This is a genomic window from Thalassotalea mangrovi, assembly GCF_005116735.1.
Lineage (GTDB): Bacteria > Pseudomonadota > Gammaproteobacteria > Enterobacterales > Alteromonadaceae > Thalassotalea_A > Thalassotalea_A mangrovi.
This window is the reverse complement of the sequence record NZ_SWDB01000004.1, coordinates 179,803-194,327: the sequence shown is the minus strand read 5'-3', so window position 1 is coordinate 194,327 and position 14,525 is coordinate 179,803. Positions and strand designations below refer to the sequence as shown.

Below are 14,525 nucleotides of genomic sequence, written 5' to 3'. Positions count from 1 at the left end.
TTACTCAGGCCAGTTAAATGGCACTTTCCTTATGATTTGTTTATTTTTATCGTATTCTTGCCAGAGTTGCTGGTAGCTTTTATTTAATACCGGATGCAATAGATCTGGCGCCAGTTCGGCCAATGGCCATAACACATAGGCATTTTCCGGTATTTCATCTCTCGGAATTTGTACCGGCGCATCGAGTATTTGATCGTCATACAACAGAATATCAAGATCTAATTTGCGCGCACTAAACTTTTTCGAAAAATCGATACGGCCATGAGCTTTTTCCAAAGCTTTGAGATCCTGTCCGACCTGTCCGGGACCGACGTCGGTTTGCACCTCAGCGACAAGGTTATAGAAATGGTCGCCAACAAAACCGACCGGCTCACATTCATAAACCGAAGACAGTGTCACTTTGCCGTACAGATTTCGCAATGCCCGCACGCCGGCAACGATTTGTGCCTGGCGATCAATATTGCTACCTATCGATATAAAGACTCGTGCCATTAACCGCGCTTGCCTCGTTCAATGATGATACCGACAGAACTTGCCTGCTCGACCGCCCCTGGTTTGGCTATTTTAATTCTGATCCAGTCAATCGCATACTGGCTTTGCAGCGCATCCACCAGGCGTTGACCCAGAGTCTCAAGTAGATCCACCGGATTAAGCTGGCAAAAGCTATCAATAAACTCTGACACTACCGCATAGTCAATGGTTTTTGCCAGTTCATCATTTTCCGCCGCTGGACGGACATCCGAGGCAATCTCGACATCAAATACTAATAGCTGCTTGATTTGCTTTTCCCACTCGTAATATCCGATCGTGGTATTAACCTTCAAACCTTCAATAAAAATAATGTCCATAGTGGTTGATTTACCCGGTATTAAACAAACTTTGTATAGAAAAGTATCGATTGGGGGTCAATAAATCAGTAAAAGACTTAAACTTCACCAAACTCCTGATACATTTGCTTAGAAGCGTTAAGAATAATTACTTATAAACAAATATGAATAGCGTCAAATATTACCCATTCGGCGCTAGAAAAACCACTAAATACCTTGTTAGAATGGGAATTCATTGCATTTTGTTTAAATTTCCAACACCCGCTTTAGACGGGTACCGAAAAAACAAATCAGAGGTTGCGGCGCACAATCATGGTATGGATTTCGATAATCATCATTATTCTGGCTTACCTGTTAGGCTCGATCTCCAGTGCAATCTTGATTTGTCGGTTACGAGGCTTACCGGATCCACGAACTCAAGGCTCGCAAAACCCAGGTGCCACCAATGTTCTGCGCATTTCCAATAAAGCGACTGCCGCCGCTGTATTATTTCTTGATGTGTTAAAAGGTGCGGTACCCGTGTATGGCGCCTTCCTGCTTGGTGTTGAACCAATTTACCTTGGCCTTATTGCCATTGCTGCTTGCCTTGGCCATATGTATCCTGTGTTTTTCAATTTTCAGGGAGGCAAAGCTGTCGCCACTGCATTCGGTGCCCTATCCGCGATCGGCTGGACCTATTCGCTGGCGTTGATCCTGACCTGGCTGGTTGTATTTAAAGCGACAAAATATTCTTCCCTTGCTGCCATTGTCACCGTCTCCCTGGCGCCCTTATATACCTTTTTCCTGAAGCCTCTCTATGTCCAGGAAGTAACCATGTTGTCTTTACTCATTATCTTCCGACATCGCGAGAACCTGGTGCGCTTATGGCTCGGTCAGGAAGGAAAAATGACCTCAAAACAAAGCAGTAAATAGAAATACCTACTTGCTTGCCCGGCCAGTGGTTGCTACCATTCCTGGTCTAACCAGTTCAGACTCAATGTTTCCCAATCATGAATTTATACTTTCGTTTTTTCTCCATGATGCTGACCTCATGGTTTAAGTCAGCTATTGATATATTTGCACCATTTACTACCCGACATATCGTCTGGCCCAGCGACTTGGATCTGCTAGGCCATATTAATAACGGCCGTTATTTTACCATCACCGATAATGTTCGGGTGGAGATGATGATCCGCGCCGGATTATGGCAGGCGATTCGCAAAGAAAAGTTTTATCCGGTGATCGCCGGTGAAACGGCGCAGTTTCGAAAACCGTTATTGCCGTTTCAACGGTATGAAATTGTCACCCGTTTCAGTGGCTGGGATGATAAGTTTCTTTATGTGGAACACACCTTTAAATCAAAGCGTGGCGTGCATGCATTACTGATGGTGAAGATTCGCATCATCAGCGATAGCGCCAGACGTATATCTCCCAAGGAAATGTTGGATTTAATCCCGGATGCTGACGTTGACGCGATTAACGTCTGTCATATTGTTGATAAATGGAACGAGAGTTCGCTCAATCACTGGCAGCAATTAGAGAGCTAAAAGAAAGACAACAAATCAAGGGGTCAGAGTTGTTGAAAATCAACTACCCTGACCCCTTGATTTTAATTTGCTGTGATTTTGCTGCTGCTAAACTGCAGGCAAGGTGTCCAGCGGCCAGCGCGGGGTAGCCTGGAACGTCAGCTCAGCGTGAACGCCGGCTTTTAATCGCTGCATTCCGGCAAACGCGATCATCGCGCCATTATCGGTACAGTACTCCGGGCGCGGATAATAAACGTTGCCATTGAGTTTTTTCATCACTGCTGCCAGTTTAGCCCTAAGCTCTTTGTTAGCACTTACTCCACCAGCAATAACCAGTCGATTCAACCCACATTGCTGCAGCGCACGTTTACACTTGATGGTTAAGGTATCAATCACCGCTTCCTGAAACGCGTAAGCAATATCCGCTTTGGTCTGTTCACTGTCATCTTCTTTATGAATAGTGTTAGCAGCGAATGTTTTTAACCCGGAAAAGCTAAAATCCAGTCCCGGCCGGTCGGTCATCGGCCGCGGAAACTTGAAACGCCCAGGTGTGCCACTTTCTGCCATTTTTGCTAATACCGGCCCGCCAGGATAATCCAGTCCTAAAAGTTTTGCGGTTTTATCAAAGGCTTCTCCGGCGGCATCATCAATGGACTCGCCAAGCACTTCATATTGACCAATGCCATCAACCCTTACCAACAGGGTATGACCACCGGACACCAGCAAGGCGATAAAAGGGAATTCGGGCACATCATCTTCCAGCATAGGCGCAAGTAAATGGCCTTCCATGTGGTGCACCGGCACTGCCGGTATGCCCCAACCGTATGCCAGCGAGCGACCGATTGAACACCCCACTAACAATGCCCCTACCAAACCAGGTCCTGCGGTATAAGCAACACCGTCTAAATCTTCCGGGCTGAGATTGGCATCTTTCAAGGCCTGTTCAATTAACGGCAAGGTCTTTCTGACATGATCCCGCGATGCTAATTCTGGCACCACTCCACCGTAATCTGCGTGCACATCAATTTGCGAATACAGCCGATGTGCTAGGATGCCTTTTTCTTCGTCAAATATGGCAATACCGGTTTCATCACAGGATGTTTCTATACCTAAAATACGCATGTCTTATTTACCTAAAATTAACATTTTCAAGCCGTTAGTAGCTAAAGGATCATGGATTGATCGATTAATTGACGAGGATCTTAGCCTCAGGCGATTGATTTCACCAGATGTTTTAAATAAAACTCGATTAAAACTTTACATCCAAGGATCGATCAGATTAAAATACTGCACCATTTTTAAACAACCCGGAATTTATATAATTTGTCGGGTCAAAGTATTCACTAGAGGTGAGAGGCACAATGCCAGTAATTAAAGTAAGAGAAAACGAGCCGTTTGATGTAGCTCTTCGTCGTTTCAAGCGTTCATGTGAAAAAGCAGGTATCCTTTCTGAAGTTCGTCGTCGCGAATCTTTCGAAAAGCCAACTTGGGAACGTAAGCGTAAGAAAGCAGCAGCTGTTAAGCGTCACGCTAAAAAAGTTGCTCGCGAAAACGCTCGTCGTATCCGTTTATACTAATACTTTAAGGTTTCTCCTGAAGTTATGAGTTTGCTTAGCCAACTCAACGACGAAATGAAAAACGCCATGCGTGCCAAAGACAAAAATCGTCTGGGCGTAATACGCATGGCGTTGTCAGCTATTAAGCAGGCGAAAATCGATAACCAAAAAGAAATGTCTGATGATGACATTCTGGCGCTGTTAACCAAAATGATTAAACAGCGTAAGGAATCGGTTGCCATGTATACCGAGGGTGGTCGTGCTGAAATGGCCGCTGCGGAACAAGCTGAAATTGAAGTGATTGAAGAGTTTTTGCCACAGGCATTAACTGCCGAAGAAATTCAGCAATTAATCACTCAGGCAATTGCCGACACAGGCGCTGAATCCATGGCCGACATGGGTAAGGTGATGGCAATATTAAAGCCACAAATGCAGGGTCGTGCCGACCTTGGCAAAGTTAGCGGCCAGGTGCGAGCAGCACTGAACAGCTAATTTCTGACAAGTCGAGCTATCCATGCTTCATAACCGTGCTAATCACCATTAGCGCGGTTTTTTTATCTTTGAAATCTAACTGATACCAAGTCCACTAAGTAATTTCCCGTTCAGTGAGAATTTAATGGAATTGGTATGAATTAGCTGACAACTCACACGCCATTAGTGTAAGTTATAGGTTTCAATCGCTCGCAAAAAACTAAGCGTAATTCGAATAGGCCATGGCAGGATTAATCCCACGACACTTTATTGACGACTTGCTTGCCCGCACCGATATCGTTGATCTTATCGACTCCAAAGTCAGTCTTAAAAAAGCCGGTAAAAATTATCAGGCCTGTTGTCCATTTCATAGCGAAAAAAGTCCATCGTTTACCGTTAGTCGTGATAAACAGTTTTATCACTGTTTCGGTTGTGGTGCACATGGCAACGCCATTTCCTTTGTAATGGAATATGAACGACTGGAGTTCGTTGACGCCATTGAAGAGCTTGCCGCTCTCGCTGGCGTTGAAGTAGAACGTGAACAAAGCACTAGCCCCGAACAACAACGTAAACAGGCGCAAATTCACAAGCAAAAGCAGGACGATTATCAGTTAATGGGCAATATTGCCCGTTATTATCAGCACAACCTCAAACATCACGCCGACTCAAAAGTGGTGATCGCATATCTTAAGGATCGCGGTTTGAGTGGTGAAATCGTTAAACGTTTCGGCATTGGCTATGCGCCAGACAGTTGGGATGGTGTCATCGGCCAGTTTGGTCATAACCCACAGCAATGCGCGCAACTGGTAGAATTGGGTATGGCCATTCAGGGCGATAAGAGTCGCCCCTATGATCGTTTCCGCGGTCGGGTCATGTTCCCGATAACGGATAAGCGTGGCCGGGTCATCGGTTTTGGTGGCCGGGTGTTAAGTGATGCCACACCAAAATACCTGAACTCGCCAGAGACTCGTATTTATCATAAAGGTCAGGAACTTTATGGCCTTTATGAAGCGCGCAAGTATGCCAAGGATTTGCAGCGTCTGGTCGTGGTTGAAGGTTACATGGATGTGGTTGCTCTGGCTCAGCACGATATTCCTTATGCCGTTGCCTCACTCGGGACATCCACCACGGTTGAGCAATTACAGACATTGTTTCGCACTGTTAAAGAAGTCATTTGCTGTTATGACGGGGATCGCGCTGGTCGCGATGCCGCATGGCGCGCGATGGAAAACGCGCTGCCGTTGATCCGCGATGGATTTTCATTAAAGTTCGTATTTTTGCCGGATGGGGAAGATCCGGATACCCTGGTGCGCAAGCAGGGCAAGCAGGTCTTTGAACAGATACTCGATAGTGCTAAGCCTCTGTCCCAGTTTATTTTTGAGCACCTGCTCGCAACCGTCGACGGCAACTCAGCCGAGGGCAAAGCGGCTCTGATCGATAAATTTCAGCCTTATCTCGAGAAGATGCCGGATAGCGTATTAAAGGATTCAATTATCACCGAACTTGCCAATAAGTTTGGCCTGGGTAGTGAACAGCAGCTGAAGAAATTAACCAAAACAACGGCTAAAACCGTTACACCGATAAAAAAAGATGGAAAAAATAAAGTCACTCCGGTACGACTGGCTATTGCATTATTGCTCGAGCATCCCCATTTAGAAGGAGTACTGGAAGATTTTTCAGTGCTGGATTCTATCGAACTCCCAGGCATTGAGATTCTCCGGCAGTTACTGCACAAATGCCGAGCGAATCCCCAATACACCGGCGCGCAGCTGGTTGAAAGCTGGCGTGACAGTGAAATAGGACCAGTGCTGTCCAGGTTATTAATTTGGGAGCATCATATTGAGAAAGATGCCGCCGAAGGCGTATTTATCGATACCCTGGATAAGATTCTCAACACTTTTGTTGAACAACGTACAGAAACTCTTTTACAAAAAGCACGGTTAGGTCAATTAAATCCGCAGGAAAAACAGGAGCTTCAATCACTTTTAAACGCCCAAAACTAGCGTTTCTGGTGACTGGTATTTCTGAATTTGACTTGCTATAATTTCGACCTTTACTGTTCGTATTTTGATAGCCAAATAGGTGGACAATCGTAGATGGATCAAGCCCCGCAATCTAGACTCAAAGAACTCATCACTAAAGGTAAAGAGCAAGGTTACTTAACCTTTGCCGAAGTGAACGATCACCTGCCGCAGGACATTATCGATTCTGATCAAGTGGAAGACATTATCCGCATGATCAACGATATGGGTATTCAGGTATTTGAAAATGCGCCGGATGCCGATACATTGATGATGAGTGAAGCCAATACCGATGAAGATGCAGCGGAAGCTGCCGCACAGGCATTGGCAACGGTAGAAAGCGAAATCGGTCGCACTACAGACCCGGTACGTATGTACATGCGTGAAATGGGTACCGTAGAACTACTTACCCGTAAAGGCGAAATCGTTATCGCCAAGCGCATTGAAGAAGGGATTCGCGAAGTACAACGCAGCGTTTCCGAGTATCCACCGGCGATCAATTTCCTGTTAGAACAATGGGACAATTTTGAAGCCGAAGAAGTTCGCTTAAGCGATATTATCCTTGGCTTCCTTGATCCGGATGCGGAAGAGGAAGAAGCACCTACCGCCACTCACATTGGTTCTGAATTATCTGAAGAAGATTTGGACGATGAAGACGATGATGGCGTCGATGATGACGACGATGACGATTCATCGGATGAAGAAGAAGATAATGGTCCGGATCCGGAACTGGCGCGCGAGCGTTTCACCGAGTTACGTAACCTGTATGAAGCGGCCAACAAGATTATCGCCAGCAAGGGGCGTGACCACAAAGATGCCGTGGTAGCTATCGATGCCATCGCGGAGTTATTTAAAGAATTCCGCCTGGTACCGAAACTTTTCGATCGCCTGGTGAAAAACATGCGCGATGTGATGGACCGTGTTCGTGTTCAGGAGCGCCTGATCATGAAACACTGCGTGGTTGGTGCCGGTATGCCGAAAACCACCTTCATCAAGATATTCCCAGGCAATGAGACCAAACTTGACTGGTTTGAGAAAGAAGTCGCCGCTGGCCATCCGTATTCCGATAAATTAAAACTGGTTCAGTTTGATATTGAGCGTTGTATCTACAAATTAAATGCTCTGGAAGAAGAAACCTTTTTAAGCGTACAAAGCATTAAAGATATCAACCGTCGCATGTCGATTGGTGAAGCTAAGGCTCGCCGTGCGAAAAAAGAAATGGTTGAAGCTAACTTACGTTTGGTTATCTCTATCGCTAAGAAATACACCAACCGTGGCTTACAATTCCTGGATCTAATTCAGGAAGGTAACATCGGTCTGATGAAAGCAGTCGATAAATTCGAATACCGTCGTGGCTACAAGTTCTCGACCTACGCCACCTGGTGGATTCGTCAGGCGATCACCCGCTCAATCGCGGATCAGGCACGTACCATTCGTATTCCGGTGCACATGATTGAAACCATCAACAAGCTGAATCGTATTTCCCGTCAGATGCTTCAGGAAATGGGTCGTGAACCGACTCCGGAAGAACTGGCGGAACGGATGATGATGCCGGAAGATAAAATCCGTAAAGTGCTGAAGATCGCCAAAGAGCCAATCTCAATGGAGACGCCAATTGGTGATGATGAAGATTCGCACTTAGGTGACTTTATCGAAGACGGTAGCGGTGAGTTACCAGTCGATGCGGCAACTACTGAGAACCTGAAAAATGCCACTCACGAAGTTTTAGCCGGCCTGACGGCTCGTGAAGCTAAGGTATTACGTATGCGTTTTGGTATCGATATGAATACCGACCATACCCTGGAAGAAGTTGGTAAGCAGTTTGATGTAACCCGTGAGCGTATTCGTCAAATCGAAGCTAAGGCGCTTCGTAAGCTTCGCCACCCTTCCCGCTCTGAGCAGCTGAAAAGCTTCCTCGACGGCGAATAAAAAAAACGATTTAAAAAAAGCCCGCACTAGCGGGCTTTTTTATTGGAGCTGTAAGCGGCCTCATCCACCTTCCACTTCCACCTCCCTCTTCCACCTCCCCTCTTTTTTTTCCTTTTTCGGTTTCCTTTTAACCATTCATGACTATCCTTAAATTATCCAACCATTTGCAAAGAAATATGAATAATAAAGGCTATATTCTCGTTTGGTTTAGCTTGTTATTTTGCCCTGTCGTGGCACACGCTTTACCGGATGAAAATTTTGAACAATGGCAGATCTCACTCACCTCGGCACCGACCGGGGAAACGGTTATTTCCGACTCTCTACTCGATAACTACTTCGAACCGGTCAATCCGATGAATGGCATTCTTGCCTGGGACACCAAAAATCATCACAAAGGCGAAATTTTTCTCAGCCAGAGCATGAGTGACAATTCCTCCGCAGCAAGCTTTTTAAATTCAGATATTCAAACCAGCTTTGTCCATATTGGTGGTAACTTACGACTCAACAATGGCCGCGTGCCGCTCTACCTGCTAGGCGGCCTGGGGGTATCCCATATAGACACCAATAGCGATGAACTGGGAAGCTCCACCCACCCTTCTGCCAACGTCGGTCTGGCCGCGGAATTTCCGGTCAACAAAGCCATAAACCTGAAGTTTGAAACCCGGGTGATTGCAACATTTTATGAAGGAAATGATGAAATGTTCTGTGATACCGGCGAATGCGCCATCAATGGTTCGTCCAATTTCTGGTACCAGGCCGATGTCAGTGCCGGGGTGGTTTTTAAGTTTTAAAAGTGGCCAGAACCCAACTGAACAACATTTAGCCAATCAATCCTGAAAGCTTCCACTTTTTCCATTTACACTGGTGACATTAAAATAAAAAATGCTTATACTTGCCGCCACTTTTTGCTAATGTCATTAGCAATGTTCTGGTTTAGAACTTCGGTTCTACTTCTCTGAATGGCCCTTTAGCTCAGTTGGTTAGAGCACCCGACTCATAATCGGTAGGTCCCCAGTTCAAGTCTGGGAGGGGCCACCATTCTTTTCCTCAGAAAATGACTATTAATTTTTCTATAGCTTCGCCGAAAAATATCAGACTTAAAAAGTCTACGTTAATCAATCTCAGCTATGACGACTTCGAACAAAAACCAAAAATCCCATAATAAACAAAATCAGGGTTGTCGGTGCAGGAACGCTTGTGCTTTTTCGTGGGGTGAGTCCTAAAGTGAAATTTCGATAATACCCATCAATAGTTTTAGCCTCTCCGAAAATATACCCATTCGCTGAATAACGCACGACCCTGCTAATGAAAGCAATACCGTTAGCAGCCAACTCATCAGCTCCAACTAACTCTGAAATATCAAAAAAACCTGAGTCGATCGTGAATCCGAATGCTCGTAGGGCTCCTCTACCTATCTGATAACTACCGAATGCTATCCCTTCTTCTGTAATAAGAGAAAAGTTACTACTAGTTCCCGAAAGTGGAACAACATCAAACGTGTATGTAATCATGGTATCTGCATCATAAAACCAGGCTGTCCTCCCTCCACTACCTACATAGTGCGTGGAGTATCCAATAACTTGACCTGCTTCGTTTTGCTGCAGACTGTCAGACTGTTAATTTGCATGCAGAATTGATCCAAAAAGAAAGAAAATTTGCACTCAAAAAGTGAACCACAGTATGAATGCTAATTATCTGAATAAAAGATACAATATTTTGGTTAGACCGGATTATTTTTGAATGCAATTCATGGTTCAAATTTAAGTGCAAATCAACACTCCTGACGTAATAAGTGGGCTAATTTGTCTGTGTACTTCAAGTACCCTGACTATGTGCGCAAGGCAATTTACACCACCAACGCCATCGAGGCTGTTCATCGCCAGTTTCGAAAACTGACGAAAACGAAAGGTGGTTTCCCGAATGAAAACAGCTTGCTAAAGCTGCTGTATGCTGGGATATTAAATGCTTCTAAGAAATGGTCAATGCCAATCCAGAACTGGAATATGACATTGTCTCAACTGGCGATTCACTTCGATGGGCGCTTAGATAATCTCTTAGATATTTAAAGCAATTTGGCTGACACAGAATTCTGAACGCCCTCGGTCTGAGCTAATACACTTATGTAGTCCCATTTTTTTAAACCCACCATTACCTCCTGATTAACCTTTACTACTCCAGCCCTTTCCTTTAGAAGAAAAAGTCCCGAACTTTTTCGAGACTTATTCAGAGACTTAAAAAAGACACCAAAACTACTTTCCTTGGTACCCTGGCCGCTGGCCTTGAGGTGTCAATAATAAACTTTGAACTTGCTGAGTTAATTCTTCTAATCTTATGACTTGCTGTTCTAATTTTAAAACACCGTCTTGTACGTCTTTCAGCAAAGCATCGGTTTCTTCTTGCCCACTTTTTAATTCGCCAATATTAGAACTCAGTTCAGTTACACATTCTTGAGTGAAATCTATACGTTCTCCTGTTCGATTTCCGTCTGCGTTTGCCAACATTTCATACTGACCTACAAAAACCAACTTTATGAGAACAGAAACAAGACAAGCGCTTGATGAGTTAAAACCAGCTACGTCTTGATTGCATACGACCCACGCACTATCGGCAATATTTTCCATGGCTATCTTTGCAACTAACGACGCCCATAAATAACCATTATCAATTTTTCTTTCAAAAACCTTGCCTCCCGGATCACAAGCAGCAGCTGAAAACGCACTAATTTCCTCACTTTCTATTTGAGCCGCAATAAGGTTCTGTTTCTGTGAAATAGAAAACTCTTCCAAACTAGCATTAGCCGACTCTTGCAAAGTAATTATATCGTCGAGTCCCTCAGCTAAGTCTTCTCCTAGTTGCTCGCTCTCCTCATCTTCCTCCGTATAACAAACCTCCAAGCAAACTTCCCTTTCATTGGGTCTCCCTTGAGCTATACAAAAACCATCATCATTACCTACACCATCCCCGACAACCTCCTGGCACAAGTCTTGGCTTCTTTCAGAGGGTTGGCATACACCATCTCCATCGCCTTGGTAGACTTCTTCTTGCAATAGTTCATCAAAGACTTTCGCCTCTGCAATAAAACATGATTTGTTTTTCTTTCGAGCAAGGTTTTTGAATTCTTCAGGCTTTGTTCTCCCATGAGCTTTTTTCGCTCTCTCAATGACTTTTTTGTTTGCTGCTTTTTGCTGGTCGGTTATACCTGGAACCTCTCCCAGTAACTCATTGGTGGTTTCTGCATTGACTAGAATTTGTTCCATTTTTTCGCAAAGTCGTTTGTCTACGCCTTCCGAGTCTTCGCAATGATTGCCAGCAAAACTGTGGTTTGAAAATACTAGAGACAATACTAATGGAATTATGTAAATTTCACGCCCGATGATCATGTATATACCTTTTAATAAATACTGAATTACGGATACGGAAAGCAAATATAGAGCCAACCATAATAATAATATATATATCAGTCAGTTAAAGCATCGCTTCATTAATATTTACACACTTAGTAAAATATCCTGACGTCTGATGCTCATTTCACTAACATTAACCATGAACTACTTTTTCAGGATTTCTTCTCATATTTTCATAAAAGACAGCTAAAAGGGGCAACGACCCTTGCACCATCAATAGCGATAAGTCTTGGATACTAAAACATAAGCTTATCGCATTGCTATGACACTGGTTCTTAGATTCCCACTCCTGCTCCCCCATCCCCCCACCGAGTTCGGTTCGGTGAATGCTCGGAGTTCGGAACATTTTTCCCATAGAAACCTTGGAGTTACTATAAAGGCCAACTTCGAGGTGAAGTCATAGTTCGGTATAGGGTCGGAACCGGTCGGGGATGCATGTGTGACTGCTAAAAACTCAACACTTTCAGCTGGTTACCGGTGCATTTTGGACTTATGCTTGGTCTGGTAGTCCTCCCATTTTTAATTCTGGGAGGGCTATTCTTACAGGCGTTTCAAGCAAGAGCTGTATTCCTAAGTTTAGAAATAATAAAACAGTCTCCAATTAGATTATAAAACCCATTTGAATATTACTTAATCAATTCTAATGCTCATTTTTCTAATATATCGTCATATATTTTTACACTTTCAACTAACATTAAAATTCCCCACCATACAAAACCTATATATATCAAAGACATTGATGCCTAGGCATGAAAATTGCTGAAGTTAAACACTGTTGTATGACAGAATTTGTTTTTACAACTAAATTTAAAGCTCAAACTTTTAGGAACACTGAGTCTAAGCGCCGATAGGCGCGGTTTCTGCTCTATTTGGGGTGTTTAACATCCTCCTACTGAATTTGTCACAATGGAATGCGATAGCACTAGTTTATAGACCTTTAAACTCTATTGTAACGTTGTTGGCGTCAACAAATTTTACACCTTTTCACGTGCACAATCTCGTAATATTCATGCACCCTCTGACCATATCTGATTTATGGGAGAGATGCATTTTATCGAGAATACTGTGCGTTATAAGGAAGCAGTAATTTAATAATCACGTAGTTAATAATTAACTTACTTATAGGAAAAATAATAATGTTAAAACATTTATTAAAATATGTGTTCGTAGTGGTATTTGCAATTGCGGGCTTTCAAACCAAAGCAATGCCGATATCGGTTGACTTAGAATTACAATTACTCGTTGATGTCTCCGGCAGTGTGGACAACAATGAGTATCTTCTCCAAAAGCAAGGCTATGTCGATGCATTTAATGACGTGAATCTTTGGAATGCAATTGAAGAAGGTTCCATTGGTGCGATAGCCGTTCAATATATTGAATGGTCAGGTAGTACTCAACAAGCCGTATTGGTTGATTGGGTGTTAATTGATTCCTTTGCAGCAGCACAGGCTTTTGCTGCACAAATAGATGCAACGTCGAGAACCTATGCTGGAGCAACGGCTCCAGGAAGTGCGATTAACTTTGGGGTACAGGAATTTACTGATAATGGCTTTGATGGAACGCGTCAGGTTATTGATATCTCGGGCGACGGTCAACAAAATGATGGTGCCAACACTGCCGCTGCTCGAGATGCTGCTCTGCTTGCTGGCATAGATGCCATCAACGGCATCGTCATTAGTGGCGACGCTGGCCTAGAGGCTTGGTACAACGCTAATGTGAAAGGTGGTACTGGTAGCTTTGTACAGCCGGTATCAGATTTTAGCGACTTTGGAACTGCGGTAGAAAATAAATTGATTAGGGAAGTTAGTTCTGTGCCAGAACCAACTACCATGTTAATGTTTATCGCTAGCATTCTGGGTTTTGCCGGTAGACGAGTATTTAGCTAGTAAGAATTTCGATTACCCGGGGCCTGTTGCTCCGGGCTTTCTCCATTTGAGCATATACATCCCTTAAGAGCGTTAACCCCGCAGGTCGCTATTTCAAGTCGAAGAGCGCTATTTAAGGTATGACGTTGCGGTTCCGTTATCTGTTAATAACGGAAAATAGTCTTACCTTACGAATGGTCATTCAAGACTTTGTCAAAATACTCCACCAGCAAGCGTTTGTCGTAGCCGATCATTTCATTCGCCTTACTACCAAACAGCGTTCTGGTTAAATAGCCCATCTCTTTAATATTTGCGGTATCTTCTGTCACCACCTCACCGGTCGCGTCTTTTATTACATATTCAAACGACATTCGTGGGATGTATAAATCGTCCAGGACTCGTATTTCCTGAAAATTGAATCGAGTTTCACCCGCTAAATCAATATCCGTGAATTTAATTTCGATAGTGATATTTTTTCCTTCAATATGGTCGGCCAATGCCTCGGCTAACTTGTTGGCAACACTCTGCTCAAAATCAGGCTGGGTGCCCATATTGCCTGCTTCTATATCGCTAAAGTCGTCGGGATTAAGCAATGTCACCGTAACCCCTCTTTCGGTTGCCGATATAAATTCAGGGTTGTCGCTAGTACTTGAGCATGAGATCAGAAACGGCGCGAGCAATACCATTAGCCATTTGTTCATTTGGTTCCCCTGGAAAACATAGATTTAACTGGTTGCTGAAACAGCCTATTCAACCAATATGACCCATAAAGAGACAAGATGCTTCTATTTTTATGAAATATCTGTATCGAATTACAATGTTGTTATCGATTCCGTGACAATAAGCTAGATTTTACCCTGGCAATTCTGGCAGTTAAAACCTGTGTAGCTAAAAATCCAAAGGCGATTCGAAAACCAACACTGCGAAAATTCGATTTATTCCATATT

14 protein-coding genes, 1 tRNA gene and 1 pseudogene are annotated in these 14,525 nt (G+C 43.9%); 10 read left to right on the top strand and 6 right to left on the bottom strand.

Annotation, left to right across the window (positions count from 1 at the left end; genetic code table 11):
* Together folK and folB are read right to left on the bottom strand one after the other, a co-directional pair.
* The gene (gene folK / locus E8M12_RS02650; protein WP_136734526.1) at positions 1-492 is read right to left on the bottom strand and encodes a 2-amino-4-hydroxy-6-hydroxymethyldihydropteridine diphosphokinase; all 492 of its coding nucleotides are present in this window, start codon (positions 490-492) and stop codon (positions 1-3) included.
* Positions 492-848 carry a dihydroneopterin aldolase gene (folB, locus tag E8M12_RS02645; RefSeq protein ID WP_136734525.1) on the bottom strand — a complete coding sequence of 119 codons (357 nt, stop codon included), beginning with the start codon at positions 846-848 and terminating at the stop codon, positions 492-494. Before folB ends, folK begins: the two co-directional genes overlap by 1 nt.
* Before the next feature lie 291 nt (positions 849-1,139).
* Here folB and plsY point away from each other — a divergent pair, with 291 nt between their 5' ends.
* Positions 1,140-1,739 (top strand): glycerol-3-phosphate 1-O-acyltransferase PlsY, encoded by a 600-nt coding sequence (gene plsY, locus E8M12_RS02640; RefSeq protein WP_136734524.1) that lies wholly within the window; start codon positions 1,140-1,142, stop codon positions 1,737-1,739.
* A 77-nt stretch (positions 1,740-1,816) separates the two neighbouring features.
* Positions 1,817-2,353 carry an acyl-CoA thioesterase gene (locus E8M12_RS02635; RefSeq protein ID WP_136734523.1) on the top strand — a complete coding sequence of 179 codons (537 nt, stop codon included), beginning with the start codon at positions 1,817-1,819 and terminating at the stop codon, positions 2,351-2,353.
* Between the two features lie 87 nt (positions 2,354-2,440).
* On the opposite strand, the gene tsaD is transcribed toward E8M12_RS02635, so the two are convergent.
* Positions 2,441-3,454, bottom strand: coding sequence for a tRNA (adenosine(37)-N6)-threonylcarbamoyltransferase complex transferase subunit TsaD (gene tsaD / locus E8M12_RS02630; RefSeq protein WP_136734522.1), 1,014 nt, complete (start codon positions 3,452-3,454; stop codon positions 2,441-2,443).
* A gap of 239 nt (positions 3,455-3,693) precedes the next feature.
* Here tsaD and rpsU point away from each other — a divergent pair, with 239 nt between their 5' ends.
* From rpsU to E8M12_RS02600, 6 genes are all read left to right on the top strand, one after another.
* Positions 3,694-3,909 carry a 30S ribosomal protein S21 gene (rpsU, locus tag E8M12_RS02625; RefSeq protein ID WP_136734521.1) on the top strand — a complete coding sequence of 72 codons (216 nt, stop codon included), beginning with the start codon at positions 3,694-3,696 and terminating at the stop codon, positions 3,907-3,909.
* Between the two features lie 24 nt (positions 3,910-3,933).
* Positions 3,934-4,380 (top strand): GatB/YqeY domain-containing protein, encoded by a 447-nt coding sequence (locus E8M12_RS02620; RefSeq protein WP_136734520.1) that lies wholly within the window; start codon positions 3,934-3,936, stop codon positions 4,378-4,380.
* A gap of 221 nt (positions 4,381-4,601) precedes the next feature.
* Positions 4,602-6,362 carry a DNA primase gene (dnaG, locus tag E8M12_RS02615; RefSeq protein WP_136734519.1) on the top strand — a complete coding sequence of 587 codons (1,761 nt, stop codon included), beginning with the start codon at positions 4,602-4,604 and terminating at the stop codon, positions 6,360-6,362.
* Positions 6,363-6,455: 93 nt separating this feature from the next.
* A complete protein-coding gene (rpoD, locus tag E8M12_RS02610; RefSeq protein ID WP_136734518.1) occupies positions 6,456-8,309 on the top strand; it encodes an RNA polymerase sigma factor RpoD in 1,854 nt (617 codons plus the stop codon).
* Positions 8,310-8,485: 176 nt separating this feature from the next.
* Positions 8,486-9,100 (top strand): putative outer membrane beta-barrel protein, encoded by a 615-nt coding sequence (locus E8M12_RS02605; protein ID WP_169303019.1) that lies wholly within the window; start codon positions 8,486-8,488, stop codon positions 9,098-9,100.
* A 170-nt stretch (positions 9,101-9,270) separates the two neighbouring features.
* Positions 9,271-9,347, top strand: a tRNA-Ile gene (locus E8M12_RS02600).
* An 83-nt stretch (positions 9,348-9,430) separates the two neighbouring features.
* Here the strand turns inward: E8M12_RS02600 and E8M12_RS02595 are convergent.
* Complete coding sequence (locus E8M12_RS02595; protein WP_136734516.1) at positions 9,431-9,820, bottom strand: PEP-CTERM sorting domain-containing protein; 390 nt, start codon at positions 9,818-9,820, stop codon at positions 9,431-9,433.
* 273 nt (positions 9,821-10,093) lie between these two features.
* Between E8M12_RS02595 and E8M12_RS02590 the strand changes: the two are divergent.
* Positions 10,094-10,375: pseudogene (locus tag E8M12_RS02590) on the top strand (transposase); the annotation flags it as partial.
* A gap of 183 nt (positions 10,376-10,558) precedes the next feature.
* Here E8M12_RS02590 and E8M12_RS02585 read toward each other — a convergent pair.
* Positions 10,559-11,689 (bottom strand): hypothetical protein, encoded by a 1,131-nt coding sequence (locus E8M12_RS02585; RefSeq protein ID WP_136734515.1) that lies wholly within the window; start codon positions 11,687-11,689, stop codon positions 10,559-10,561.
* 1,160 nt (positions 11,690-12,849) lie between these two features.
* Here E8M12_RS02585 and E8M12_RS02580 point away from each other — a divergent pair.
* Entirely contained in the window at positions 12,850-13,599 is a 750-nt protein-coding gene (locus E8M12_RS02580) for a DUF1194 domain-containing protein (RefSeq protein WP_136734564.1), read from the top strand.
* A 167-nt stretch (positions 13,600-13,766) separates the two neighbouring features.
* On the opposite strand, the gene E8M12_RS02575 is transcribed toward E8M12_RS02580, so the two are convergent.
* Positions 13,767-14,279: a DUF3016 domain-containing protein gene (locus E8M12_RS02575; protein WP_136734514.1), complete on the bottom strand. Its 513-nt coding sequence runs from the start codon at positions 14,277-14,279 to the stop codon at positions 13,767-13,769.
* Positions 14,280-14,525: the final 246 nt, after the last annotated feature.

Excerpts from the sequence above, each read along its gene's own strand:
- rpsU (WP_136734521.1), top strand. The coding sequence starts at position 3,694 with ATGCCAGTAATTAAAGTAAGAGAAAACGAGCCGTTTGATGTAGCTCTT.
- E8M12_RS02580 (WP_136734564.1), top strand. The coding sequence starts at position 12,850 with ATGTTAAAACATTTATTAAAATATGTGTTCGTAGTGGTATTTGCAATT.
- E8M12_RS02575 (WP_136734514.1), bottom strand. The coding sequence starts at position 14,279 with ATGAACAAATGGCTAATGGTATTGCTCGCGCCGTTTCTGATCTCATGC.
- folK (WP_136734526.1), bottom strand. The coding sequence starts at position 492 with ATGGCACGAGTCTTTATATCGATAGGTAGCAATATTGATCGCCAGGCA.
- folB (WP_136734525.1), bottom strand. The coding sequence starts at position 848 with ATGGACATTATTTTTATTGAAGGTTTGAAGGTTAATACCACGATCGGA.
- E8M12_RS02605 (WP_169303019.1), top strand. The coding sequence starts at position 8,486 with ATGAATAATAAAGGCTATATTCTCGTTTGGTTTAGCTTGTTATTTTGC.
- E8M12_RS02595 (WP_136734516.1), bottom strand. The coding sequence starts at position 9,820 with ATGATTACATACACGTTTGATGTTGTTCCACTTTCGGGAACTAGTAGT.
- E8M12_RS02620 (WP_136734520.1), top strand. The coding sequence starts at position 3,934 with ATGAGTTTGCTTAGCCAACTCAACGACGAAATGAAAAACGCCATGCGT.
- rpoD (WP_136734518.1), top strand. The coding sequence starts at position 6,456 with ATGGATCAAGCCCCGCAATCTAGACTCAAAGAACTCATCACTAAAGGT.
- E8M12_RS02635 (WP_136734523.1), top strand. The coding sequence starts at position 1,817 with ATGAATTTATACTTTCGTTTTTTCTCCATGATGCTGACCTCATGGTTT.
- plsY (WP_136734524.1), top strand. The coding sequence starts at position 1,140 with ATGGTATGGATTTCGATAATCATCATTATTCTGGCTTACCTGTTAGGC.
- E8M12_RS02585 (WP_136734515.1), bottom strand. The coding sequence starts at position 11,689 with ATGATCATCGGGCGTGAAATTTACATAATTCCATTAGTATTGTCTCTA.
- tsaD (WP_136734522.1), bottom strand. The coding sequence starts at position 3,454 with ATGCGTATTTTAGGTATAGAAACATCCTGTGATGAAACCGGTATTGCC.
- dnaG (WP_136734519.1), top strand. The coding sequence starts at position 4,602 with ATGGCAGGATTAATCCCACGACACTTTATTGACGACTTGCTTGCCCGC.